Source organism: Methylobacterium tarhaniae (assembly GCF_001043955.1).
Lineage (GTDB): Bacteria > Pseudomonadota > Alphaproteobacteria > Rhizobiales > Beijerinckiaceae > Methylobacterium > Methylobacterium tarhaniae.
In genome coordinates this window covers 13,401-36,115 of record NZ_LABZ01000077.1, presented here as the reverse complement: position 1 = coordinate 36,115, position 22,715 = coordinate 13,401, and the positions used below count along the sequence as shown (strand labels likewise).

Below are 22,715 nucleotides of genomic sequence, written 5' to 3'. Positions count from 1 at the left end.
GCGCCGGCCGGCGCAGGTGGTGATGATCACCGAATGCGCGATGGCCGACAACCTGGCGGTCCGCAACCCGGACGTGGCGTTCGTCAAGCCATGCAACCTCTGCCCGCATATGAAGCGGATCAGCCTCGGGAAGATCCGGCGCAGCCTGGAAACCATGACCCACGAGGTCACGGTGCCGGACGACCTGATCGCCCCGGCGCGGCGCGCGGTCGAGCGCATGCTGGCGGTGCGGCCATGACGGCCGATCGCGTCGTCGTGGTCGGGGCCGGCGTCGCCGGCCTCGCCACGGCCCTGCGGCTCGCGCCGTTGCCCGTCACGCTGCTGGCATCCGCTCCCCTGGGCGAGGAGACCGCGACGGCCTGGGCGCAGGGCGGCATCGCGGCGGCGATCGGGGCGGACGACGACCCGGCCCTGCACGCCGCCGACACGCTCGCGGCCGGCGCCGGCCTGAGCGACCCGGAGGTGGCGCGGCGCGTCGCCGAAGCCGGGCCCGGCCTGGTGGAGTGGCTGACCGGGCTCGGCCTCGCCTTCGACCGCGGACCGGACGGCGCCCTGGCGCTGGGCCTGGAGGCCGCCCATGGCCGCCGCCGGATCGTGAAGGCCGGGGGCGACGCCACCGGGGCCGCCGTGCTGCGGGTGCTCGCCCGGGCGGCGGGCTCCTGCCCGTCGGTCACGGTCGTGGTCGGGCGGGCGGCGGCCCTGATGCAGGATGCCGAAGGCCGGGTGACCGGCCTCGTCGCCCGGACCGGTCGGGGCTGCGTCGCCCTGCCGGCGCGGGCGGTGGTGCTGGCGACCGGCGGTCTCGGCGGGCTCTACCGCTCGACCACGAACCCGGCGGGGGCGGTCGGGTCCGGGCTCGTCCTGGCGGCGCGGGCGGGCGCCGTCCTGCGCGACCCCGAATTCGTGCAGTTCCACCCGACCGCGATCGCCGTCCGGTCGAGCGGCCCGCTGCCCCTCGCCACCGAGGCCCTGCGCGGCGAGGGCGCAATCCTGATCGACGCGGACGGCGGCCGGGTGATGGCCGGCATCGCCGGGGCGGAGCTGGCGCCGCGGGACGTCGTCGCCCGGGCGATCGCGCTCCGCACAGGCCGCGGCGAGGCGGTCTTCCTCGACGCCCGCCGCCTCGACGTGGCGCGGCGCTTCCCGACGGTGGCCGCCCTCTGCCGCGCCGCCGGGCTCGATCCGGCGGCACGGCCGATCCCCGTGCGGCCGGCCGCCCACTACCATATGGGCGGGATCCGGGTGGACGGGCGCGGCCGCAGCTCGCTGCCCGGCCTGTGGGCCTGCGGCGAGGTCGCCGCCACGGGGCTGCACGGGGCGAACCGCCTCGCCAGCAACTCGCTCCTCGAGGCGATGGCCTTCGCGGCGCTGATCGCGGCGGACCTTCAGGGCCTGCAGGCGCGCGGGATGGTCACGGGCGGCGGCCCGGAGCCGGCCTCCGCCCACGATGCCCCGATGGACTGCCATGCCCTGCCGGAGATCCGCGCCCTGATGGAGGCGGAGGTCGGGCTGGTGCGCCATGCGGCCGGGCTGGCCCGGGCGACGGGCCGCCTCGCCGCCCTCGCGCGGCTCGGCTCGGCGGAGGCGACCGCGGGCCTGCTCGTGGCGGCCGCCGCCCTCGGGCGCGAGGAGAGCCGCGGCGCGCATTGGCGGGCCGACCATCCGGAGCAGCGCGAGCCCCGGGTGACCGAGATCACCTTGAGCCAGGCCCTGGCGACGGCGGATGCCGTCCGGGACCGGTCCATGCCCCTCACCGTCCAGGATGCCCGATGACCGACATGCTCCCTCTCCCGTCGCTCCCCGGCCTGATCGTCGAGCCGATCGTGCGGGCCGCCCTCCTCGAGGATCTCGGCCGCGCCGGCGACCTCACCACCGACAGCATCGTCCCGGCCGGGGCGCGGTTCTCCGGCGCCATCGTCTCCCGCCAGTCCGGCACAGTGGCGGGCACGCAGGCGGCCGCGCTCGCCTTCGGGCTCCTCGATCCGGCGGTGACGGTCCGGGTGTTGCGGCCGGACGGCAGCCCGATCGCCCCGGGCGAGGCGGTGATCGCCCTCGACGGGCCGGCCCGGGCGATCCTCTCGGCCGAGCGCGTCGCCCTCAACCTCCTGTGCCGGCTGTCGGGCGTCGCCACCGCCACTGCCTCCCTGGTCGAGGCGGCCCGGCCTCACGGCAAGGCCCGTATCGTCTGCACCCGCAAGACCACGCCGGGCCTGCGGATCCTAGAGAAGCACGCGGTGCGGGCCGGCGGCGGCGCCAACCACCGCTTCGGCCTCGACGACGCGGTGCTGATCAAGGACAACCACGTCGCGGTGGCGGGCGGCGTCGGCCCGGCGATCCGGCGCGCCCGGGCGAGCGTCGGTCACCTCGTGAAGATCGAGGTCGAGGTCGACACCCTGGCCCAGCTCGAAGAGGCCCTGGCGGTCGGCACCGACGCGGTCCTCCTCGACAACATGCCACCCGAGACCCTGCGCCACGCGGTGGCGATGATCGACGGGCGGGCGGTCAGCGAAGCCTCCGGCCGGATCACCCGCGACACGGTCGGCGCCGTCGCGGCCTCCGGGGTCGACCTGATCTCGACCGGCTGGATCACCCACAGCGCCCCGATCGTCGATCTGGGGCTCGACGTGGCGTGATCGAGGTGGCGTGATCGAGGTGGCGTGAGACCGGAGGCGCCGTTCAATGCGCCTCCTGCCAGTTCGTCGCCGCCTTGGCCTCGACGGCGAGCGGCACCCGCAAGCTCACCGCCGGGTGCGGCGCCTCCTCCATCACCCGGGCGATGATCGGCAGCGCCCGCTCGACCTCGTCGTCGGGCGCCTCGAACACCAGTTCGTCGTGGACCTGGAGCAGCATCCGGGTCGAGAGGCCGGCCTCGGACAGGGCGCCCTCCATCCGGGCCATCGCCCGGCGGATGATGTCGGCAGCCGTCCCCTGGATCGGCGCGTTGATCGCTTGGCGCTCGACCGAGGCGCGCTCCTGCGGGTTGTTGGAGCGGATCTGCGGATAGTGGCAGACCCGGCCGAACAGGGTCGTCACGTAGCCCTTGTCGCGGCAGATTTTCTTGGTGTCGTCGATATAGGCGCGGATGCCGGGGAAGCGCTCGAAATACTGCTTGATGAAGGCCGAGGCCTCGCCCTGGGGGATGCCGAGCCGGTCGGCGAGGCCGAAGGCCGAGATGCCGTAGATGATGCCGAAATTGATCGTCTTGGCCCGTCGGCGCAGGTCGGGGGTCATCTGGCCGAGGGGCACGCCGAACATCGCCGAGGCGGTCGCCGCGTGGATGTCGATGCCCTCCTCGAAGGCCTGGCGCAGCTGCGGGATGTCGGCGATGTGGGCCAGCAGCCGCAGCTCGATCTGGCTGTAATCGGCCGAGATCAGCTTGTGCCCGGCATCGGCCACGAAGGCCTGGCGGATGCGCCGTCCCTCTTCCGTGCGGATCGGGATGTTCTGGAGGTTCGGGTCCGACGAGGACAGCCGCCCCGTCGTGGTCGCGGCGAGCGCGAAGGAGGTGTGGACCCGGTCGGTCTCCCGGTCGGCATGCTCCTGAAGGCTGTCGGTATAGGTCGATTTCAGCTTCGAGAGCTGGCGCCAGTCGAGGATCTTCCGCGGCAATTCATGGCCCTGGCCGGCCAGTTCCTCCAGCAGGGTCGCCGGGGTCGCCCATTGGCCGGACGGCGTCTTCTTGGCGCCGGGCAGGCCCATCTTGCCGAACAGGATGTCGCCGATCTGCTTGGGCGACGAGACGGAGAACTTCTCCCCCGCCATCTCCTGGATCTCGTCCTCGAGCCGCGCCAGCGACTGGGCGAAGTCGCCCGACAGCCGGCTCAGCATCTGGCGGTCGACCTTGATGCCCTCACGCTCCATCCGCGCCAGCACCGGCACCAGCGGCCGTTCCAGGGTCTCGTAGACGGAGGCGCGGCGCTCGGCGGCGAGCCGCGGCTTCATCAGCCGCCACAGGCGCAGGGTCACGTCGGCGTCCTCCGCCGCATAGGCCGTCGCCTTGTCGAGGGCGACGCGGTCGAAGGTCACCTTCTGGCGCCCGGTCCCGGCCACGTCCGCGAAGGTGATCGGCTGGTGGCCGAGATGGCGGCGGGCCAATTCGTCCATGCCGTGCGAGCCCTTGCCGGCATCGAGCACGTACGAGATCAGCATCGTGTCGTCGAAGGGCCGGACCTCGATGCCGTGGCGGGCCAGCACCAGCCAGTCGTACTTGATGTTCTGGCCGACCTTGAGCACCGCCGGGTTCTCCAGGAGCGGCTTCAGGCGCGCCTGCACGGCCTCCCACGAGAGCTGCCCCGGTAGCAGGCCGCCGCCGAACAGGTCCTCGCCGCCGCGATGGCTGAGCGGAATGTAGCAGGCGCGGCCCGGCGCGGTGGCGAGCGACACCCCGACGAGGTCGGCCTTGTTGGCGTCGAGCGCCGTGGTCTCGGTATCGACCGCCAGCACCCCGGCCTCGACCGCCTCGGCGATCCAGGAATCCAGGCTCTCGACCGTGGTGACGGTCTCGTAGGACGCCGTGTCGAAGGGCTTCACCGCCTCCGCCGCCCGGGCCGCCACCAGGGTCGTCGGCGTCGCCTCGGCAGGGGCCTTCGGCTTCGGCGGCGCATCCGGCAGGTCGAGATCGGCGAAGGGATCGACCTCCGCCTTCGCCTCGGCGGGCGCGCCATCAGGCGCATCGCCGAAGAACGGCGTCACGTCGCCGCCGCCCTTCTCGTTGGAGAAGCCGGTATCGGCGCCCTCCGGCAGCAGGGAGGGATCGGGCCGCACCGCTTCCGGGTCGACATGCAGCATCTGGGCGATGCGGCGCGTGAGGGTGTTGAACTCCATCGCCTTCAGGAAGCCGACGAGGCGCTCGGGGTCGGGCTTCGGAAGCCCGAGGGCATCCAGCGGCACCGGCACCGGCACCTGCTCGTCGAGGGCGACGAGGCGGCGCGACAGCCGGGCCTGGTCGATATGGGAGAGCAGGGTCTCGCGGCGCTTGGGCTGCTTGATCGTCGCCGCCTTCTCCAGCAGCGCCTCGAGGCTGCCGAATTCCTTGATGAGGGAAGCGGCCGTCTTGAGTCCGATGCCCGGCACGCCCGGCACGTTGTCGGAGGTGTCGCCGATCAGCGCCAGCGCGTCGCCGATCTGCTCCGGGGCCAGGCCCTCCCAGCGCTCGACGATCGCCGCCCGGTCGAGGTTGCGCTCCGGCCGGTAGCCCGGCTTGCCCTTCTGGCCCGATTCGAAGTCGTAGAACCGGACGAGATCGCCGACGAGCTGCATCAGGTCCTTGTCGGACGAGACGATGATGACGCCCGCACCCCGCGCCTCGGCCTGGCGGGAATAGGTCGCGATCAGGTCGTCGGCCTCGTAGCGCTGCAACTCGATCGGGTGCAGGCCGAAGGCCCGCACCGCGTCGCGCATCAGCGGCATCTGGCGCTTGAGGTCGTCGGGCGCGTCGGGCCGGTGGCCCTTGTAATCCGGGAAGATCTCCTTCCGGAACGAGCCCTCCGACTTGTCGAACACGATCCCGAGATGGGTCGGCATCACCCCGGCCGCCCCCTCCTGCACGAACTGCGCGAGCTTGGCGCAGAACAGCCGCACCGCCCCGGTCGGCAGCCCGTCCGAGGGCCGGAAATTGTAGCGCTCGGGCTGGTTGATCGACTGGAAATAGGCCCGGAAGATGAACGACGAGCCGTCGACCAGGAGCACCTGATCGCCGGGGCCGACGGGCTTCGTCTCGGGGGCGGTCTCGGTGCTCATGCGGGCTGACGTCTGTTCCGGCGATGGTGAGTCCGTCTTAGTGCGTCGCCGGGGCGAGGCAAACCGCGGCGCGGGCGCGCTCCCCGGGGAATGGGTGCGGAACGGGTCCGTCGAGGTGTGCCCCCGGCACACCAGCCCCCGTGAAAGCGCCGCGGGCCGCGCCCCGAAGCTTGACTTGGCGCGGGCGGAAGCCTGGTGTCAGGGCAGAGAGCAACCGTCATTCGCCCGGTGATCGGGGCGCCGCCTTCGGGCCGGCGCCGCCCGGGCTCAAGGACCGGCCCATGCGCAAGACCCCCCTCCTCGCCGCCCTCCTCCTGGGCCTCGCCACCGCCGCCGGCCTGTCCGCCGCCCAGGCCCGCTCGGCCCGCCAGGAGATCGCCCCGGCCGAGGAGCGCGAGTTCCCGTTCGACGCCCAGATCCCCGGCTGCCAGGATGCCGGCGTGCTGGAGAAGATCACCTACCAGTTCGCCGAGAAGGAGGCGAAGTTCTGGAACTCGACGCTGACGATCGCGTCCTACGACAGCATCGAGCGCACCGCCTGGCGGCCCTGGGGCCTCGACTTCTATCCCCGTCGCTTCTGCACCGCGGTCGCCACCACCTCGGACGGGGTGCGCCGGCGGGTGGATTACTCGGTGCGCGAGAGCCTCGGCATCATCGGCTCGACCTTCGGCGTCGAGTTCTGCGTCCACGGCCTCGACCGCAATCTCGCCTATGCCTACGCCTCGGCCTCGTCCTGCCGCGAAGCCCGGCCGTGATGAACCGGCTCGCCGCCACCCTGCTCGCGCTCGCGACCCTCATGGGGCTCGCCGCGGGCCCCGCCGCCGCGCAGGGGCGCGGGGGCGAGCCGGGCTCCTTCGACTTCTACGTCCTGGCGCTCTCCTGGTCGCCGACCTACTGCGCGCTCACCGGCGAGCGCCGCAACGACCGGCAATGCGACACGGGCCGCAACCCGGGCTTCGTGGTCCACGGCCTGTGGCCGCAATACGACCGCGGCTACCCGCGCGAATGCGGCGCCTTCCCGCGCAGCCCGAGCCGCCCGGCGATGGAAGCGGCCGAGGGCGTCTTCCCGAGCGAGGGCCTGGCCCGGCACGAATGGCGCCAGCACGGCACCTGCTCGGGCCTCGATCCCGCCGCCTATTTCCGTGCGACGGCCAAGGCCCGCGACGCGGTGACGATCCCGGCCGCCCTGTCGGGCCCGAAGGAGGATTTGCGCGCCGCCCCCATCGACATCGCCCGCCAGTTCGTCGCTGCCAATCCGGGCCTGCGCCCGGACATGATGGCGGTGACGTGCAAGGCGGGGCAGCTCGAGGAGGTGCGGATCTGCTTCACCAAGGATCTGCGCGGTTTCACCGCCTGTCCGGAAGTGGCGCGCCAAAACTGCCGCGCCGGGGAGGTGTCGGTGGGGGCGGGGCGCTAAAGGCTCATTTGTCCGGCACCCGATCGAGAAGTGCCGCAGCAGCGGCATCGAGGGGTGCCAGATGCTCAGTGATGACAGACCACAGGACGACTGGGTCGATCCGGCGATACTCGTGGCGCAGCATGTTGCCGAGTCCATGGATCTGCCGCCATGGCACCGAAGGCTCTGACGCCTTCAGATCGGGTGGAATGTGCTTGGCGGCCTCCGCGATAATCAGCAGTGCATGCTGCACGGCTCGCGTCCTTGGTCAGATCACGAATGCCGGCAATCTCGCCTCGGATATCGAGCAACCAGATGCGGGGCGAGTGGCTGGCCATCAGAACACCCTGACCGCGTCCCGCTCGATCTGCGGGCGCAGGATCGGATGCAGGCCGCTGCGCGTGCCGTAATCCACTCGGCCCCCGACCGCAGCCTCGATCGCCTCGCAGGCGGCCATGAACGGCAGGAAGCCGAAGGTTACGCCGGGCGCCGGATCGACGAACACGTCGATGTCCGAATCGTCCCGCGCCTCGTCCCGGGCGTGGGAGCCGAAAAGGTACAAAGCAGCGACACCGCTCGCCCGCAGGGCAGGCTCGGCGGATTTCAGGCGGGCAAAGACCTCGTCGCGGCGCATGCGATGATGATAGGGCATCCGGCGCCGATTCTCACGCGGGACGGCGAGACGAGGACCGTAAGACCCGTGAATTACCGCCACGCCTTCCACGCCGGCAACCACGCCGACGTGCTCAAGCACTGGGTGCTGACCCGGGTGCTGGCGCATCTCCAGCGCAAGGCGACGCCGTTCCGGGCGATCGACACCCATGCCGGCCTCGGCTTCTACGACCTGACCGCCGACGAGGCCGGCCGCACCGGGGAGTGGCACGACGGCATCGGCCGCCTCGACGCGCCCTTCACCGAGGACGTGGAGGCGCTGCTCGCCCCCTACCGGCAGGCGGTGGCGTCCGTGCGGGCGCGCCACGGCGACACGGTCTATCCGGGCTCGCCGGCCCTGATCCGCGAGTTCCTGCGCCCCGGCGACCAGGGCGTGTTCGTGGAATTGCACCCGGCCGACGGCGCGGTGCTGCATGCCCGCTACAACCAGGATGCCCGCACCAAGGTGCTGGCCCTCGACGGCTGGACGGCACTCCCCGCCCTGATCCCCCCGAAGGAGCGCCGCGGCCTGGTGCTGATCGACCCGCCCTACGAGGTGCCGGGCGAGATCGACCGCCTCGGCCGCGAACTCCTGAAGGCGGTGACCAAATGGGCGACCGGCACCTACCTCGCCTGGTACCCGATCAAGGACGCCCCGGCGATCGACCGCCTCGCCGCGACCCTCGACGCCGCCCTCCCCCGCCCGGCGCTGCGCCTCGACCTGCTGATCCACCGGCCCGACCCGGCGCGCCTGAGCGGCAGCGGCCTGATCGTGGTCAACCCGCCCTGGACCCTGCGCGAGGAGGCCGACACCGTCCTGCCGGCCCTCGCCGAGCGCCTGGCGCAAGGAGGCTACGGCGCCTTCCGCTGCGCCCCGCTCGGGCCGCCGGCCTGAGCGTCAGCGCAACGCCTCCAGCTTCGGCCGGAGCGAGTGGCGCCGCTTGTTCTCGGTGATCAGCGCCTCGATCCGCGGGGCCCATTCCTTGTGCTGGCCCTGCGCCAGGTACGCTCTCCTGGCATGGGCGAGCCAGGCGGCGGCCCTCTCGTAGAGGCGCGACGAACCGCCTTTCAGGAACGGCTCGGCCCGCGATTCGGCGAAGCGCGCGACCCAAGCCGGGTCCGAACCCAGAGCCGCCTCGGCCAAGCGGTGCAGCACCGCATCGTCGACGTAAGCCTCGCGGCTGAACTCGGCCGCCCTCATGGCGTCCCCGACCAGCCCCTCCTCGAGCAGGATCGCGATCCTGTCGTCGGCGAAATTGGCCCCGGCGAGGATCGTCAGGAGGTCGTCGCGGAGGGACGCCCAGCCCTTGCCGGCGATCGTCCGGGCCGCTTTGTAGTCGTCGAGGGAATGGCTCTCCGCGAAGGCGGCGCGGGCTCCTTCGAGGGCGAGGTCCCGGCGCTTGAGCGCGGCGGCCTCGTCGCGCAGCCAGCGTGCCAGGACCGCGGTCCCGCCGCTCTCCGTCAGATCGGGGCGGCGAAGACTCGATCGTGCGAGGTCGAGCGCCCGATCGGGATGCCCGGCCTTATGCAAGCGCTGGGCGAGGTCGAGAACGTCGCCCGGATCCGTCAGGTGCTTCGCCGCATGGGCCACGGCCTCGTCGATCCGGCCGAGGCGCACCAGCATCCCGGCATAGGCCGCGTCGTCCCCGGCGGCGCGGGCGAGGTTCAGGTACTCGTCGGTGCGCTCGGCGGCCGCGAGCACCCGCAGGCGCACGGCGATGAGATCCGTCTCGGTCTCCGGCAGGGACGCCGCCTTGCCGCCGAGCACGGACTGGAGCGCGGGCCCCTCCCAACCGGCGGCGAGCGCCGACAGGGCGATGGAGAAACCCTCGGGCCCGTACTCGCTGAGCTCGGCCTGCCAGCCATCGACCGTCTCGAACAGGTCGTCGCGCTCCGCCTCCGAGAGGTCGCTCATCAGCACCGCCTCGGCCATCATCCGCCCGAGATCCTCGAACAGGAGGTACATGTCCTCGTCGGTCTCGGCCATCTCGCCGAGCCACTGTTCGATGAACGGCTCGGCCACGGCCACGAGGACCTTGAGGGCGTTGCGCCCGTCGCCGGCCTCCAGGAACGGCACCGCCTTCTCCACCAGTTCGTGCAGCTCGCCGGAGGGGCCGGCGGATTCGTAGTCGTCCCAGTAGTGCCGCGCCTTGCGGGCCAGCAGCGTGCGGGCCTGCGCGGCGATCGGCGCCGGATCGACGGGGCCGCTTCCCGGCGTGGCGGCGAGCTCGACCTCGATCCAGCCGGCGAGGTCGGGATCGGCCTCGGCCCGGCGCACGAGGAGGTCGGCCAGGACCTCGCGCGGCAGGTCGTCGAGGAGCCGGCGCAGGGTCGGCCGCTCGGCCACGGCGCCGGGCTTGCCTGCCGCGAGCAGGGCCGCGACGACGTGCTTGCAGGCCCCGCCCCACTCGTAGGGGCAGGTGCAGCGGTAATCCGCCACGCCGCGATCCGTCAGCCGGACCGTGACCCGGTAGGGCGCGTCCTCGCTGCCCGCGACCGCGGCGGTCAGCTGGTCGCCGCGCCGCACGAGGTCGGAGACGGCGCCCGAGCGCGCCACCTCGCGGCCGCGCTCGACCACCTTCGGGTCGGCGAGCGCCTCGATCGCCGCCTCGCCCGGCAGGGCAGCCTCGATCGTCGTCTTGCCGACCCGCTTGACCGTCACGCGGCGATCCGCCCTTCCAGCGGAAAGACCTTAGCCGGGTTCATCAGCCAGGCCGGATCGAACACCGCCCGCACCCGCATCTGCTGTGCCAAGTCCTCCGGGTTGTACTGGACGGTCATCAGGTCGCGCTTCTCGATGCCGACGCCGTGCTCGCCGGTGAGGCAGCCGCCGACCTCGACGCAGAGCTTCAGCATCTCCTCGCCGGCGGCTTCGGCCTTCTCCATCTCGCCGGGCGTGTTGATGTCGAACAGGATCAGGGGATGCAAATTGCCGTCGCCGGCATGGAAGACGTTGGCGCAGCGCAGGCCGTAGGACTTGGTGATCTCGCCGATGCGCTCCAGCACGCGCGGCAACTGCCCGGTCGGGATGGTGCCGTCCATGCAGATGTAGTCGGAGATGCGGCCCGTGGCGCCGAAGGCCGACTTGCGGCCCTTCCAGATCGCGGCGCTCTCGGCCTCCGATTGCGAGACCTTGAGACTCGTCGGGTTGAAGGGCTTGGCGATCTCGACGATGCGGGCGAGCATCGCGTCGCATTCCTCCCGGCAGCCCTCGACCTCGATGATCAGCATCGCCTCGGCGTCGAGCGGGTAGCCCGCATGGGCGAAGGCCTCGCAGATCGCGATCGCCTCGCGGTCCATGTACTCGATCGCCACCGGGATGATGCCGGCGCCGATGATCGCCGCCGTGCAGGCGCCCGCATCCTCGACCGTGCCGAAGCCCATCAGCGCCGGCCGCGCGCCCTCCGCGGCGCGCAGGATCCGCACGGTCGCCTCGGTGACGATGCCGAGCTGCCCTTCCGAGCCGCAGACGAGGCCGAGGAGATCGTAGCCGGCGGCATCGAGGTGGTCGCCACCGATCTCCACCACGGTGCCGTCGATCAGCACCAGGGTCACGCCCATCAGGTTGTTGGTGGTGACGCCGTATTTCAGGCAGTGGGCGCCGCCGGAATTCATCGCGATGTTGCCCGCGATGGTGCAGGCGAGCTGGCTCGACGGGTCGGGGGCGTAGAAGAAGCCCTCATGCGCCACCGCCGCGCTGATGGCGAGGTTGGTGATGCCGGCCTGGACCCGGGCGGTGCGGTTGGAAAAATCGACGTCGAGCACCCGGTTCATCTTGGCCACGCCGAGGATCACCGCATCCTCCTGCGCGATGGCGCCGCCGGCGAGCGACGTGCCGGCGCCGCGGGGCACCACCCGCACCCCGTTCTCGTGGCAGTAGCGCATCACCGCCGCGACCTCCTGGGTCGTCGAGGGCAGCACGACGGCGAGCGGCATCTTGCGGTAGGCGGTGAGCCCGTCGGTCTCGAAGGCGCGGCGCTCGTCCTCGCTGGTCACCAGGGCCTCCGGCGCCACCAGGCCGCGCAGGCCGTCGAGGATCGTGTCGCGGCGGGCGAGGATCGCGGGGTCCGGGAGCGGGAAGGCGATCGTCATGGCGTATCCTCTCGGGTTCGTTCGGACGGGTCCCGGCGAGCCGGTCCTTTGTGCGTCATCATAAAGGAGGCGAGGGACCGCGCCCATCCATCGGATCCCCCCGCACCTTCGTCCGATTGCGCGCTGACGCGGCACAGCTTCTTTTCGCCGCACGGGACCCGTCGCGAACCGTCGGCGTTTTTAACTGTACCAAACTGCAGGCTGGGCCATATCCCGGTGGCCCGTCGCGAACGACGTCCGTTGGAGGGAACCTCATGCGTCAGCTCATCCTCGGTGCCGCCCTGGCGGCCCTTCTCCCCTTCGCCGCCCAGGCCCAGGACGCCGCCGCCGGCGAGAAGGCGTTCGCCGTCTGCAAGGCCTGCCACGCCTTCGGCAAGAACGGCGTCGGCCCGGATCTCAAGGGCGTGATCGGCCGCAAGGCCGGCACCCACGAGGGCTACAACTATTCGGCCGCGATGAAGAATTCCGGCCTGACCTGGGATTCGGCCACCTTCAAGGAATACATCAAGGACCCGAAGGCCAAGGTGCCCGGCAACAAGATGATCTATGCCGGCCTGAAGGACGACAAGAAGATCGCCGACCTCGAGGCCTATCTCGAGACCCAGAAGTAAGCGTTGGTCCGGCCCCGGCGGAGTCCGCCGGGGCCGCCTTCTCAATCGCCGACGCCGTCCCGCCCTTGCACCGCCATCAGGGTCGCGGTCAGCAGCGCGACCAGCTTCTCGCGTCCTTCGCTCTCCGAAAAGACCTCGGCCTGCGCCAGCGTCAGGGTCCTCCCGGCCTTCACCACCCGCCCCCGCGCCAGGATGCGGCGGCCGGCGGCCGGCGCCAGCAGGTTGATCTTGAACTCCGCCGTCAGCACCCCGGCGCCGGGCGGCATCAGGGTTAGGGCCGCATAGCCCGCCGCGCTGTCGGCGACGGCGCTCACCGCCCCGGCATGGACGAAGCCGTGCTGCTGCGACACCGCCGGACCGGGCACGAGCGCGATCTCGACCGCGCCGGGCGACACCGCTTCCAGCGTAGCCCCGAGGGTCCGCATCAGCCCCTGCTTGTCGAAGCTGGCGCGCACCCGCGCCTGGATCTGCTCCGGATCGGCGCGCAGGCGCGCCTGGATCTCGTCCGAGTCGGCGCGCAGGCGCGCCTCTGGCATCTGGTCCGTCACGGCTGCGGGGCCTCCCTGGCGATTTTCTTGGTAAGGGACGTTGAGGCACGGCCGCGGCCGCGCTGTCCATAGCTCTCACCCCCCGAGCCCCTCATGACCACCCCCGATTCCGATCCGGCCGGCTGGCGCCCCTTCGACGATCCGGGCTTCCTCTCCCTGGTCGGCCCGGTCCTGCTGCGCGAGGAGGGCGAGGCGGTGAGCTTCGCGTTCCGGGCCGAGCCCAAGCACGCCAACCTGATCGGCGTGGTGCAGGGCGGGATGATGATGACCTTCGCCGACCGGGCGCTCGGCTTCGCCGCCATGCGGGCCGCCGGCGGGGCGAATTGCGTCACGGTGCAGTTCGAGATGCAGTTCGTGTCGGCCGGGCGGATCGGCGAGACGATCACGATGACGCCCGAGGTGGTGCAGCGCACGAGCAGCCTGGTCTTCCTGCGCGGCGACGCGCGGTGCGGCGGGCGCATCGTCGCCGCGGCCACCGGCGTGTGGAAGATCCTGCGCCGCCGGCCCGAGGGCAGCTGAGGTCCGGGCCCGTACACAAGCCGCCGCGATCCGCTATGTAGTGCGGGATGACGCACGATCCGAACGGCGCCCCGCCCGGCGGGGTCCTCGAACGCCTCACCGCCGCCCTCGGCGCGGAGGGCTCGCGACGCGGGCCGCCGCCGGTCGAGCGCTGGAACCCGGATTACTGCGGCGAGATCCCGATGCGCATCGCCGCGGACGGGACCTGGCACTACAACGGTAGCCCGATCACCCGGCCGGCCCTGGTCAGGCTCTTCTCGACGATCCTGCGCCGCGATCCCGACGGGCGCACGGTGCTGGTGACGCCGGTGGAGCGGGTCGGGATCGAGGTCGAGGACGCGGCCTTCCTGGCGGTCGAGATGGCGGTGGAGGGCGAGGGCGACGCCCGCGCCGTCGCGTTCCGCACCAACCTCGACGACGTCGTGCCCCTCGACGACGCCCACCCCCTGCGGTTCGAGCGCGACCCGGAGGGCGGGTTCAAGCCCTACATCGCCGTGCGCCACGGCCTCTGGGCCCGGGTCACCCGGGCGCTCACCTACGACCTCGTGGACCTCTGCGAGGAGCGCGAGGACGAGGGCGAGAGCTGGTTCGGGCTCGCCGCCGGCGGGCGTTTCCACCGCATCGCCCGCGTGGCCGAGCTGTCGTGACCGACCTCGCCGCGACGCAAGTCCTGGGCTTCTGCGCCCTCGACGCCTTCCTGGAACGCGCCCGGGCCCGCCTGCGGCCCGAGCCGCCGGGCCCGCACGACGACACGTCCAATCCGCGGGGCGACCACGACCTCGAGCCCGACGTGCTGGAGGCCGCCCTGTCGCGTCCGCCCCGGCTCGCCGCGGTGCTGGTGCCGGTGGTGCCGCGGGACGACGGCGTCTCGGTGCTGTTCACCCTGCGCTCGGCGCATCTGCGCGACCATTCCGGCCAGATCGCCTTCCCGGGCGGCAAGATCGATCCCGGCGATCCCTCCCCGCTCGCGGCGGCCCTGCGGGAGGCGCAGGAGGAGATCGGCCTCGATCCGAGGGCGGTGACGCCGCTCGGCTACCTCGATCCCTACCTGTCGGGCACCGGCTTCCTGGTGACGCCGGTGGTCGGGCTGGTGGCGCCGGACGCTCGCTTGAGCCTCAATCCGCAGGAGGTGGCGGAGGCGTTCGAGGTGCCGCTCGACTTCCTGATGGATGTCGCCAACCACGCCCTGCACAGCCGGGAATGGCGCGGGCGCCAGCGGCGCTACTACGCGATCCCCTTCGGCGAACGCTACATCTGGGGGGTGACCGCCGGCATCGTGCGCAACCTCTACGACCGGCTCCGCGACGCGGATGAGTAGAGCCCCATGATTCGCGCGTTGATCGACGACATGCTGCTCTTCCTGCTCCCCTTCGCGGTCTTCGGGGTGTGGCTGCTGCTGCGCCGGCGCAGCCCGCTGCGCTGGGTCCATTGGAGCGACCAGGCCGCGCGCCTCGCCATCGCGGGCGCCGCCCTGGTCATCGCCTCTTTCGTGGTGGTGGCGCTCACCTCGGAGCGGCACCGGGACGGCTTCGTGCCGACCCATATCGAGAACGGCCGGGTGGTGCCGGGGCAGTTCCGGTGAGCCGCACCCTCGACGAGGCGGCCCTGCGGGCGGTGCTGGCGCGGCCGCGCCTCGCCAGGGTGCTCGCCGCCCTCGAAGGCCCGGGCGAGGAGACCCGCCTCGTCGGCGGCGCGGTGCGCGACGCGCTCCTCGGCCGCCCGGTCGCCGATATCGATCTCGCCACCACGCGGCTGCCCGAGGCGGTGGTGGCGCGCGCGCGCGACGCGGGCCTGAAGCCCGTGCCGACCGGCATCGCGCACGGCACCGTGACGGTGGTGGCGGAGGGCGAGCCGTTCGAGGTCACGACCCTGCGCGAGGATGTCGAGACCGACGGGCGCCACGCGGTCGTGCGCTTCGGCCGCGACTTCGCCCGCGACGCCGCCCGGCGCGACTTCACCGTCAACGCCCTCTCCGTCACGCCGGACGGGCAAGTGCACGACACGGTCGGGGGCCTCCCCGACCTGCGCGAGGCCCGGGTGCGCTTCATCGGCGAGGCGCGCCAGCGCATCCGCGAGGATTACCTGCGGGTCCTGCGCTTCTTCCGCTTCCACGCCCGCTACGGCGCCGGTGCCCCCGATCCGGAGGGGCTGTCCGCCGCGATCGAGGCGCGGGACGGGCTGGCGCTCCTCTCCCGCGAGCGGGTGCGGGGAGAACTGCTGAAGCTCCTCGTCGCCCCCGGCGCGCCCGCCGTCACCGCGATCCTGTCGCAGACGGGCCTGCTGCAGCGCCTGATCGGTGGCGTCGGCGATCTCGGCCGCCTCGCCCGCCTCGCCGCCGTGGAAGTCGAGCCGGATGCCGTGCGCCGCCTCGCCGCCCTGGCGGTGCGCTCCGAGGCCGATGCCGAGCGCCTGCGGGAATCCTTGCGCCTGTCGAAGGCGGAGCACGGGCGGCTCTCCGCCTATGCGGGGGCCGAGGCTGCCCTGCACGGTGCGCGCGCCCCCCTGACGGTTGCGGATGTGCGGCGGCTGGTGGCCGTGCACGGCGCGGGAGCGGCGACGGATGCCGCCCTGGTGCTGACGGGCGAGCCGCGGCCGGTGCTGTCGCCGGAGGCCGCCGACGCGCTCGCCCGCTTCGCCGCCGGGGCCGAGCGGGCGCCGGTCCTGCCGGTCACCGGGGCGGCCCTGGTCGCAGCCGGCGCATCGCCCGGACGCGGCCTCGGCCGGGGCTTGGCGGCGGCGCGGCAGGCCTGGCTCGCGCAGGGATGCCCGACCGACCCGGACGCGGAGGTGCGCCTGCGCGCCCTGGCCCTCGCGGCCGCCGGCGGAACCCGCGAAGATGCGGCCCGTTCGCCCCATTCCAAGAGCTAACAATCCAAGCGCTAACAATGCCGGGCTCGCCCGGAAGGAGGGCCGGGATGGCGCGGATCGCGGTGGTGTTCGGGGCGGCGGCGGCGGCCGTTGCGGGGGCCATGGCCCTGTCCTACCTGGCGAACGGGGCACGCCAGGCACGTCAGGGACAGCAGGCGAAGCCGACCTGAGAGCCGCCCGCCCGAGGGCGTGCAGCCTCGGGCGTCCGATGGGGATCGGATTGCCGCCGGATGGGTTATGATGCCTCGCCGCCGCGGGCCCGCTTCGTGCCTCGCCCCACCCGCGTGAGGCGCCTCGGGGCCCCGGCCCGTGGCGCCGCCCGATGGAGAACCGACGACCGATGCTACTCCTGCCCCGCACCGCTCTGGCCGCCGCCCTCGTTCTCGGGGCCTCGCAGCCCGGTCGCGCGCAGGAATTGTGGCTGACGCTCAGCACCGTCGACTCCGCGCCCCAGGTCCGGGTCAATTACGGTCACGCCTCGAAGCGCGAGGCGCCGAACCCGTCCCAGCTCATCGACCTCGTCGCCCTGACGCAGGACGGGGCCGCGAGCCTGCGCGGTGGCCTCAAGCCCGCGCCGCCGGACGTGCCCCCGGCGCTGCTGGCGCCGCTCGGCGCAAAGCCCGGCCGCACCCTCGCCGCCGCCACCTACGATGCCGGCTACTGGACCACGTTGCGCGACGGCACCCGCCTCAATGCCAGCCGGCGCCTGGTGCCGGATGCCCGCTCCAGCCTCTGGTCGGTGAAATACGCCAAGGCCGCCTTCGGCCCCGGCGCGCCGTGGCTGCGGGTGATCGGCCACACGCTGGAGATCGTGCCGGTCGAGGTCCCGGGCCCGACCGCCGGGGCGATCCGGGTGCGGGTGCTGTTCCGCGGCGCGCCGCTGCCGGGGGCCGACCTCTATTACGGCGACAGCGGCATGGAGCCGGAGCGGGCCGGCGTGCCGGCCTACACCACCGACCCCGACGGCGTCGCCACGGTACCGATCCGCAAGGCCGGCAGCCAGGTCCTCACGGTGAGCCAGACGGTGAGCCCGTCGGCCACCCCGACGCTCGCCGACGAGGACGTCTACACCGCGACCTTCGCGTTCCGGCTCGACGAGCCGTCGGTGAATTGAGGGCCGGCCTCACGCCTCCGGCGTGACCGGGGCGATCGGCGCGAACACGCAATCCTCGGGCCCGCCATCCTCGTGCACCAGCATCGCGAAGGTGCCGGGTGACGTGATCGTGGTCATGTGGGCGTGCCAGGCCCCGCTGCGATAGACGATTCCCGTGCCGGCCGGCACCCGGAAGGCGCGCAACGCCGCCTCGTCCGGCCGCCCGGCGGCATCGGGCGCCACCACGACCAGGTACTCGCCGACGGCGAGCGGCAGGAACGCTTGCGCCGAGTGCGGGTGCCGTTCGAGCCGGCGCAGCGGCATCGTGCCGGCGAAGGGCTCGCTCCGGATCAGGGCGAGGTTGAGGGCCACGCCCGGGCGCCCGTTCTCGAGATCGGCCGCCCGGTCCTGCCGCGGGCCGGCCGCCGGGCCGACCAGCAGCGTGCCGTAGGGTGCGAAGGCCTCGGCGGTGATCGGCTCGATCGGCAGGGTGCGCATCTCGTCAGGTCCCCAGGGACGTCCATCGCGGGTCGCGCGTCAGCGCCGATCCTCCCGTATCAGGTCCGCGCCCTTCTCGGCGATCATCATCACGGCGGCCTGGGTGTTGGCCGAGACCTCGGTCGGCATCACGGCGGCGTCGATCACCCGCAAGCCCTGGAGGCCGCGCACCCGCAGGCGCTCGTCCACCACCGCCTCCGGGCCCTGGCCCATGCTGCAGGTGCCGACCGGGTGATAGATGGTCTGGCCGTTCCGGCGCGCGAAGTCGAGCCACTCGTCGTCCGACTGCACGCCCGCGCCGGGATTGAGCTCGTGGGCGCGGTAGGGGTCCATGGCCGGCTGCGCGATCACCCGGCGGGCGATGCGCATGCCCTCGATCAGGGCCTCCTGGTCGGTGCGCGCGCTCAGGAAGTTCGGGCGGATCGCCGGGGCGCGCAGGGGATCGGCCGAGACCGCGTGGATCGTGCCGCGGGAATCCGGCCGCAGCTGCGTCACGCCGATCGTCATGCCGGGCTCGCGGTCGAGGGTGCGGTCGGCGGCGTTGGCGTAGCTCGCATGCATGAAGAAGTACTGCACGTCCGGCCCGGCGAGGTCCGGCCGGGTGCGCACGAAGCCGTGGGCGAGGCCGGTGCCGAGGGTCAGGATGCCGCGGCGCGTCAGAAAATACTGCCCGACCGCGAGGCCGAGGCGCCAGCCGCGGGTCGCCTCGTTGAGGGTCACCGGCCGCGTCACGCGCCAGTTCATCCGGGTGGCGTAGTGGTCGCGGTAGTTCTCGCCGACCCCCGGCAGGGCGTGGCGCAGCGGGATGCCCGCCTGCGCCAGCACGTCCGGCCGGCCGATGCCGGAGAGTTCGAGGAGGTGGGGCGATTGCACGGCGCCGGCGGCCAGGATCACCTCGGCCCGCGCGCTCACCCGCTCCTCGCGCCCGTCGCGCCGGTAGGTGACGCCGGTCACGCGCCGGCCGTCGAGATCGAGGCGCAGGACGTGGGCGTGGGTGCGCACCTCCAGGTTCGGCCGCTTGCGGGCCGGCTGCAGGTAGGCGTCCCGGGCGCTCCAGCGCCGGCCGTTGCGCTGGTTGGCCTGGTAGTAGCCGAAGCCCTCCTGCGAGGCGCCGTTGTAATCGGGGTTCTCAGGGTAGCCGGCCTCGGTCCCGGCGCGGATGAAGGCGTCGGCGAGAGGGTTCTTCACCCCGACCCGGGTGACGTGGAGCGGCCCGCCCCGGCCGCGAAAGTCCGGATCGCCGCCCTCGAAATGCTCCAGCTTGCGGAAGTAGGGCAGGACGTCGTCCCACGCCCAGCCGCGGCTGCCGCTCTGGGCCCAGACGTCGAAATCCTGAGGCTGGCCGCGCACGAAGATCATGCCGTTGATCAGCGTGGAGCCGCCGAGCCCCTTGCCGCGGGGAACGACGATGGCGCGGTCGTGCGTGTTCGGCTCCGGCTCGGTGGAAAAGCGCCAGTTGAAGGCGGCGCCGGTGAGGAGCTTGGGGAAGCCGGCCGGGATGCCGACCCAGAACCCGGTCCCCTCCCCGCCCGCCTCCAGCAGCAGCACGCGGTGGCGCGCATCCTCGCTCAGACGGTTGGCCAGCACGCAGCCCGCCGTGCCGCCGCCGACGATGACGAAGTCGAACGCGTCCATGGTCCTCCCCCGGGTGTTTTTTGTCGTTATGGGATCCGCTTCGTAACCCTCCTCCCGCTGCGGGGGAGGGTTCACCCGTGCGCGTCTCCTACCCCCGCGCCAGCACCTTGCCCGGGTTCAGCAGCCCCTCCGGATCCAGTGCCGCCTTGATCCGCCGCGCCAGCGCCATCTCGTCCGGGTGGCGGTGGCGGGCGAGCTCGGCGACGCGGTACTGGCCGATGCCGTGCTCGGCCGAGATGCTGCCGCCGTAGCGGTCGACCACCCCGTGCACGAGGGCGTTGATCGCCTCCGAGGCATGGTCGGGCCCGATCAGCACGTTGTAGTGGATGTTGCCGTCGCCCATGTGGCCGAAGGCGTTGACGCGGGTGCCCGGCGCTCCCGCCGCCAGCACCCGGCCGGCCTCGTCGAGGAAGTCGGGGATCGCGGTGATCGGCACCGAGACGTCGTGCTTCACGCTCTTGCCCTCGCGGGCCTCGCACTCGGTGACGTGCTCGCGCAGGGCCCAGAGGTCGGCGGCCTGCCGGCCGGATTCGGCCAGAACCCCGTCGAGGGCGTCCTCGCGCTCGAGCGCCGTGCCGAGCACGCCCTCCATCGCCTCGCGAAGCCCTGAGAGCGACGAGGCCGCCTCGATCAGCACGGTCCAGCCGGCCTGCCCGACCGGGCTCTTCAAGCCCGCATGTTTCTCGACGAGGCCGAGGGAGGTGCCGGAGATCAGCTCGAAGGCCTGGATGCTGTCGCCGATCTCCTCCTGCGCCAGGGTGAACAGGCGCAGGGCCGCCGCCGGGTCGGGCACGGCGAGGAGGGCCGTCGCGCTGTGGCGCGGCCGCGCGACGAGGCGCAGGACCGCCGCCGTGACGATGCCGAGCGTGCCCTCGGTGCCGATGAAGAGCTGCTTCCAGTCGTAGCCGGCATTGTCCTTGCGCAGGGCCCGCAACCCGTCGACGACGCTGCCGTCGGCGAGGACCACCTCGAGGCCGAGGACGAGGCCGCGGGTCATGCCGTAGCGCACCACGTTGATCCCGCCCGCATTGGTGGCGACGACGCCGCCGACCAGCGCCGAGCCTTCCGCCGCGAAGCTCACCGGCAGGAGCCGGCCGGCCGCCTCGGCGGCGTCCTGCGCCACCTTGAGGACGCAGCCGGCCTCCGCGGTCAGCGTCAGGCCGACGGGGTCGACCCCGCGGATCGCGGCCATGCGGGCGAGGGACAGCACCACCTGCGAGCCGGAGCCATCCGGCACCGCGCCGCCGGCGAGCCCCGTATTGCCGCCCTGCGGCACCAGGGCGGCGCCGGCCTCCCGGCACAGCCGCACCACGTCCGCCACCTCGGCGGTGGAAGCGGGGCGCACCACGCAGGCCGGCCGGCCCGGAAACAGGCGCCGCCAGTCGATCGCGAAGGGGGCGATGTCGGCCTCCTGGGTGAGGAGGCCGGCGGGGCCGAGGCGCTGGCCGAGGCGGTCGATCAGCGCGTGTGGCGGGGTGACATGCTGGGCCTGGTGAGCCGGAAGGGTCATCGGCATCCTCCGACGGGGTCGCGCGGGTGAGGTGAGTGTGGCCGCCGGCCTCGCCCGGATGGCCGCCGGGGTCAAGCCCGCTCGGCCGGGCGGCGGCGGCTCCCGATTCCCCGCGACCCGCCCGGATGAGAAGAACCGTTCCGCCGTGCCGGCCCGACGCGGGCGATCATCCACTCTTCCGTAGGGTCATTCACATGTTGTAGCGGAAACTTCTTGTACGTGAACAGATTCTAGATAAAGTAACGCATAAATCCCGACAGGAGACGACGATGCCCGAGCGGCGCGTGATCCTCGTCCTGCCGACGCAGGAAGCCCTGCACGAATCTGCCATGACGAGGCTGATCGGCGGCGGCGGAATGAATCGTCGCCTGACCGGATTACCGGCACGCGCGGAGATCGACACGCGCTTTTCTGCCGTTCCACTCGAGGGTCATCAATCGTCCTCCCTCGTCTCCGTGTCGTCCTCCGACGGCGCCCCGCACTACGCCGTCCGGGCGACGATCGACGCCGATGCCGAGCTGCCCGCGTGGACGACCGAGGGTGCGGCGATCTTCTCCGACCCGCCGATCACGCCCATCGCGACGCCCGCCGGCGCCGCTCGCGTCCCGGCCGGCACCCGGGCGGAGGTCGAGCGGCGCCTGGGCGTGCCCGGCCTCGCCGCACGGAGGCTCGACGGCGCGGGCGTCGCGATCGCCGTGGTGGATACCGGGATCAACCGCGCGCATCTCGCGGCCCGGAGCGTGACGGCCGGGCTCGAGGCCTCGCCCGCCTGGTCGGTCCTGCCGGGGGAGCCGGGCGGCCACCCGGTCGGCTCCGGCACGATGTGCGCCTACGACGCCCTCATCGCCGCCCCGCGGGCGATGCTGCTCGACGTGCCGATCCTGCCTGCGGCGGGATCCGGCTTCCTCAGCGACGCGCTCCAGGCCTATGCGCGCCTGCTCGCGGCCGTGCGGGCGGAGAAGCCGCGCTTCAAGGCGCTCGTCGTCACCAATTCCTGGGGCCTGTGCGACGAGAGCACGGACTTCCCGGCCGGGCATCCCGGTCGCTACGTCGACAATCCGGGCCATCCCTTCAACCGGATCGTCGGGACGCTCAGCCGCTACGGCGTCGACATCCTGTTCGCGGCCGGCCGTGGCGGCCCGGAGCGCCCCCGATCCGCCATCATGGGGGCGAGCGCCCATCCGGACGTCATCACGGTGACCGGCGTGACCCTGCGGGGCCGACGGACCGGCGACGCCGCGCAGGGGCCGGGCATTCCCGGCATGGTCTACGCCAAGCCGGACCTGGCGAGCTTCACCGACTTCCTGGGCTCGGAGGCGGCCGGGCCCGGCACGGCCGATGCCGGGACCGCCGCCGCCTGCCCGGTCGCCGCCGGCTGCGTCGCCGCGCTCCGGACCCGGCTGCCGCACGCGGCCGTCAGCCCGCGCGACCTCACCGTCGCGCTCCGGACGGATGCGAACCGCCACGGCCCGTCGAGCTGGCATCCCAGCCTCGGCTACGGGGTGCTCGCCCCCCTGCGCACGGCTGCGCGCCTGGGGCTGTGACCGGGGGCCCG

Annotated in this window: 24 protein-coding genes; 15 read left to right on the top strand and 9 right to left on the bottom strand. The window is 72.8% G+C overall.

Annotation, left to right across the window (positions count from 1 at the left end; translation table 11 throughout):
• The 3 genes from nadA to nadC all read left to right on the top strand — a co-directional run.
• Positions 1-238: quinolinate synthase NadA (nadA, locus tag VQ03_RS11990; protein ID WP_048451108.1), on the top strand; the 238-nt coding region annotated here is incomplete at its 5' end.
• Positions 235-1,773: an L-aspartate oxidase gene (locus VQ03_RS11985; RefSeq protein WP_048451107.1), complete on the top strand. Its 1,539-nt coding sequence runs from the start codon at positions 235-237 to the stop codon at positions 1,771-1,773. The genes nadA and VQ03_RS11985, both read left to right, overlap by 4 nt.
• A complete protein-coding gene (gene nadC, locus VQ03_RS11980; protein WP_048451106.1) occupies positions 1,770-2,633 on the top strand; it encodes a carboxylating nicotinate-nucleotide diphosphorylase in 864 nt (287 codons plus the stop codon). Before VQ03_RS11985 ends, nadC begins: the two co-directional genes overlap by 4 nt.
• Positions 2,634-2,676: 43 nt before the next feature.
• Here the strand turns inward: nadC and polA are convergent, their stop codons facing one another.
• Positions 2,677-5,739 carry a DNA polymerase I gene (gene polA / locus VQ03_RS11975; RefSeq protein ID WP_048451105.1) on the bottom strand — a complete coding sequence of 1,021 codons (3,063 nt, stop codon included), beginning with the start codon at positions 5,737-5,739 and terminating at the stop codon, positions 2,677-2,679.
• Between the two features lie 281 nt (positions 5,740-6,020).
• On the opposite strand from polA, the gene VQ03_RS11970 reads away from it, so the two are divergent.
• Together VQ03_RS11970 and VQ03_RS11965 are read left to right on the top strand one after the other, a co-directional pair.
• Positions 6,021-6,494 (top strand): hypothetical protein, encoded by a 474-nt coding sequence (locus tag VQ03_RS11970; protein WP_048451104.1) that lies wholly within the window; start codon positions 6,021-6,023, stop codon positions 6,492-6,494.
• Complete coding sequence (locus VQ03_RS11965; protein WP_048451103.1) at positions 6,494-7,156, top strand: ribonuclease T2 family protein; 663 nt, start codon at positions 6,494-6,496, stop codon at positions 7,154-7,156. The genes VQ03_RS11970 and VQ03_RS11965 overlap by 1 nt, the downstream gene beginning before the upstream one ends.
• 4 nt (positions 7,157-7,160) lie before the next feature.
• On the opposite strand, the gene VQ03_RS31845 is transcribed toward VQ03_RS11965, so the two are convergent.
• The gene (locus VQ03_RS31845) at positions 7,161-7,388 is read right to left on the bottom strand and encodes a HepT-like ribonuclease domain-containing protein (protein ID WP_083467950.1); all 228 of its coding nucleotides are present in this window, start codon (positions 7,386-7,388) and stop codon (positions 7,161-7,163) included.
• Between the two features lie 84 nt (positions 7,389-7,472).
• Positions 7,473-7,787, bottom strand: a complete 315-nt coding sequence (locus VQ03_RS11960) for a nucleotidyltransferase family protein (RefSeq protein WP_245292055.1) — start codon at positions 7,785-7,787, stop codon at positions 7,473-7,475.
• Positions 7,788-7,835: 48 nt separating this feature from the next.
• On the opposite strand from VQ03_RS11960, the gene VQ03_RS11955 reads away from it, so the two are divergent.
• Positions 7,836-8,681 (top strand): 23S rRNA (adenine(2030)-N(6))-methyltransferase RlmJ, encoded by an 846-nt coding sequence (locus tag VQ03_RS11955; protein WP_048451102.1) that lies wholly within the window; start codon positions 7,836-7,838, stop codon positions 8,679-8,681.
• A gap of 3 nt (positions 8,682-8,684) precedes the next feature.
• Here the strand turns inward: VQ03_RS11955 and VQ03_RS11950 are convergent, their stop codons facing one another.
• Complete coding sequence (locus VQ03_RS11950) at positions 8,685-10,448, bottom strand: SWIM zinc finger family protein (protein WP_048451101.1); 1,764 nt, start codon at positions 10,446-10,448, stop codon at positions 8,685-8,687.
• The gene (locus tag VQ03_RS11945; protein WP_048451100.1) at positions 10,445-11,878 is read right to left on the bottom strand and encodes an FAD-linked oxidase C-terminal domain-containing protein; all 1,434 of its coding nucleotides are present in this window, start codon (positions 11,876-11,878) and stop codon (positions 10,445-10,447) included. Before VQ03_RS11945 ends, VQ03_RS11950 begins: the two co-directional genes overlap by 4 nt.
• 254 nt (positions 11,879-12,132) lie before the next feature.
• Here VQ03_RS11945 and VQ03_RS11940 point away from each other — a divergent pair, with 254 nt between their 5' ends.
• Entirely contained in the window at positions 12,133-12,489 is a 357-nt protein-coding gene (locus VQ03_RS11940; RefSeq protein ID WP_048451099.1) for a c-type cytochrome, read from the top strand.
• A 41-nt stretch (positions 12,490-12,530) separates the two neighbouring features.
• On the opposite strand, the gene VQ03_RS11935 is transcribed toward VQ03_RS11940, so the two are convergent.
• Positions 12,531-13,037: a PaaI family thioesterase gene (locus VQ03_RS11935; protein WP_245292054.1), complete on the bottom strand. Its 507-nt coding sequence runs from the start codon at positions 13,035-13,037 to the stop codon at positions 12,531-12,533.
• A 93-nt stretch (positions 13,038-13,130) separates the two neighbouring features.
• Between VQ03_RS11935 and VQ03_RS11930 the strand changes: the two genes are divergently transcribed.
• From VQ03_RS11930 to VQ03_RS11905, 7 genes are all read left to right on the top strand, one after another.
• Positions 13,131-13,556, top strand: coding sequence for a PaaI family thioesterase (locus VQ03_RS11930; RefSeq protein WP_048451098.1), 426 nt, complete (start codon positions 13,131-13,133; stop codon positions 13,554-13,556).
• A 47-nt stretch (positions 13,557-13,603) separates the two neighbouring features.
• Complete coding sequence (locus VQ03_RS11925; protein ID WP_048451097.1) at positions 13,604-14,203, top strand: DUF1285 domain-containing protein; 600 nt, start codon at positions 13,604-13,606, stop codon at positions 14,201-14,203.
• On the top strand, positions 14,200-14,874 hold the full coding sequence (locus VQ03_RS11920; RefSeq protein WP_048451096.1) for a CoA pyrophosphatase: 675 nt from the start codon (positions 14,200-14,202) through the stop codon (positions 14,872-14,874). The genes VQ03_RS11925 and VQ03_RS11920 overlap by 4 nt, the downstream gene beginning before the upstream one ends.
• Positions 14,875-14,880: 6 nt before the next feature.
• Complete coding sequence (locus VQ03_RS11915; RefSeq protein ID WP_048451095.1) at positions 14,881-15,138, top strand: DUF6111 family protein; 258 nt, start codon at positions 14,881-14,883, stop codon at positions 15,136-15,138.
• On the top strand, positions 15,135-16,424 hold the full coding sequence (locus VQ03_RS11910; protein ID WP_048451094.1) for a CCA tRNA nucleotidyltransferase: 1,290 nt from the start codon (positions 15,135-15,137) through the stop codon (positions 16,422-16,424). The genes VQ03_RS11915 and VQ03_RS11910 overlap by 4 nt, the downstream gene beginning before the upstream one ends.
• A 47-nt stretch (positions 16,425-16,471) precedes the next feature.
• The gene (locus VQ03_RS35010) at positions 16,472-16,594 is read left to right on the top strand and encodes a hypothetical protein (protein ID WP_280948486.1); all 123 of its coding nucleotides are present in this window, start codon (positions 16,472-16,474) and stop codon (positions 16,592-16,594) included.
• Between the two features lie 170 nt (positions 16,595-16,764).
• The gene (locus VQ03_RS11905; protein WP_157064077.1) at positions 16,765-17,538 is read left to right on the top strand and encodes a DUF4198 domain-containing protein; all 774 of its coding nucleotides are present in this window, start codon (positions 16,765-16,767) and stop codon (positions 17,536-17,538) included.
• 9 nt (positions 17,539-17,547) lie between these two features.
• Here the strand turns inward: VQ03_RS11905 and VQ03_RS11900 are convergent, their stop codons facing one another.
• The 3 genes from VQ03_RS11900 to VQ03_RS11890 all read right to left on the bottom strand — a co-directional run bounded on the left by VQ03_RS11900 (position 17,548) and on the right by VQ03_RS11890 (position 21,160).
• A complete protein-coding gene (locus tag VQ03_RS11900) occupies positions 17,548-18,015 on the bottom strand; it encodes an ureidoglycolate lyase (protein WP_048451092.1) in 468 nt (155 codons plus the stop codon).
• 39 nt (positions 18,016-18,054) lie between these two features.
• A complete protein-coding gene (locus tag VQ03_RS11895) occupies positions 18,055-19,650 on the bottom strand; it encodes a GMC family oxidoreductase (RefSeq protein WP_048451091.1) in 1,596 nt (531 codons plus the stop codon).
• Between the two features lie 88 nt (positions 19,651-19,738).
• On the bottom strand, positions 19,739-21,160 hold the full coding sequence (locus VQ03_RS11890; RefSeq protein ID WP_048451090.1) for an FAD-binding oxidoreductase: 1,422 nt from the start codon (positions 21,158-21,160) through the stop codon (positions 19,739-19,741).
• 269 nt (positions 21,161-21,429) lie between these two features.
• On the opposite strand from VQ03_RS11890, the gene VQ03_RS11885 reads away from it, so the two are divergent.
• Positions 21,430-22,704 (top strand): S8/S53 family peptidase, encoded by a 1,275-nt coding sequence (locus tag VQ03_RS11885; protein WP_048451089.1) that lies wholly within the window; start codon positions 21,430-21,432, stop codon positions 22,702-22,704.
• Positions 22,705-22,715: the final 11 nt, after the last annotated feature.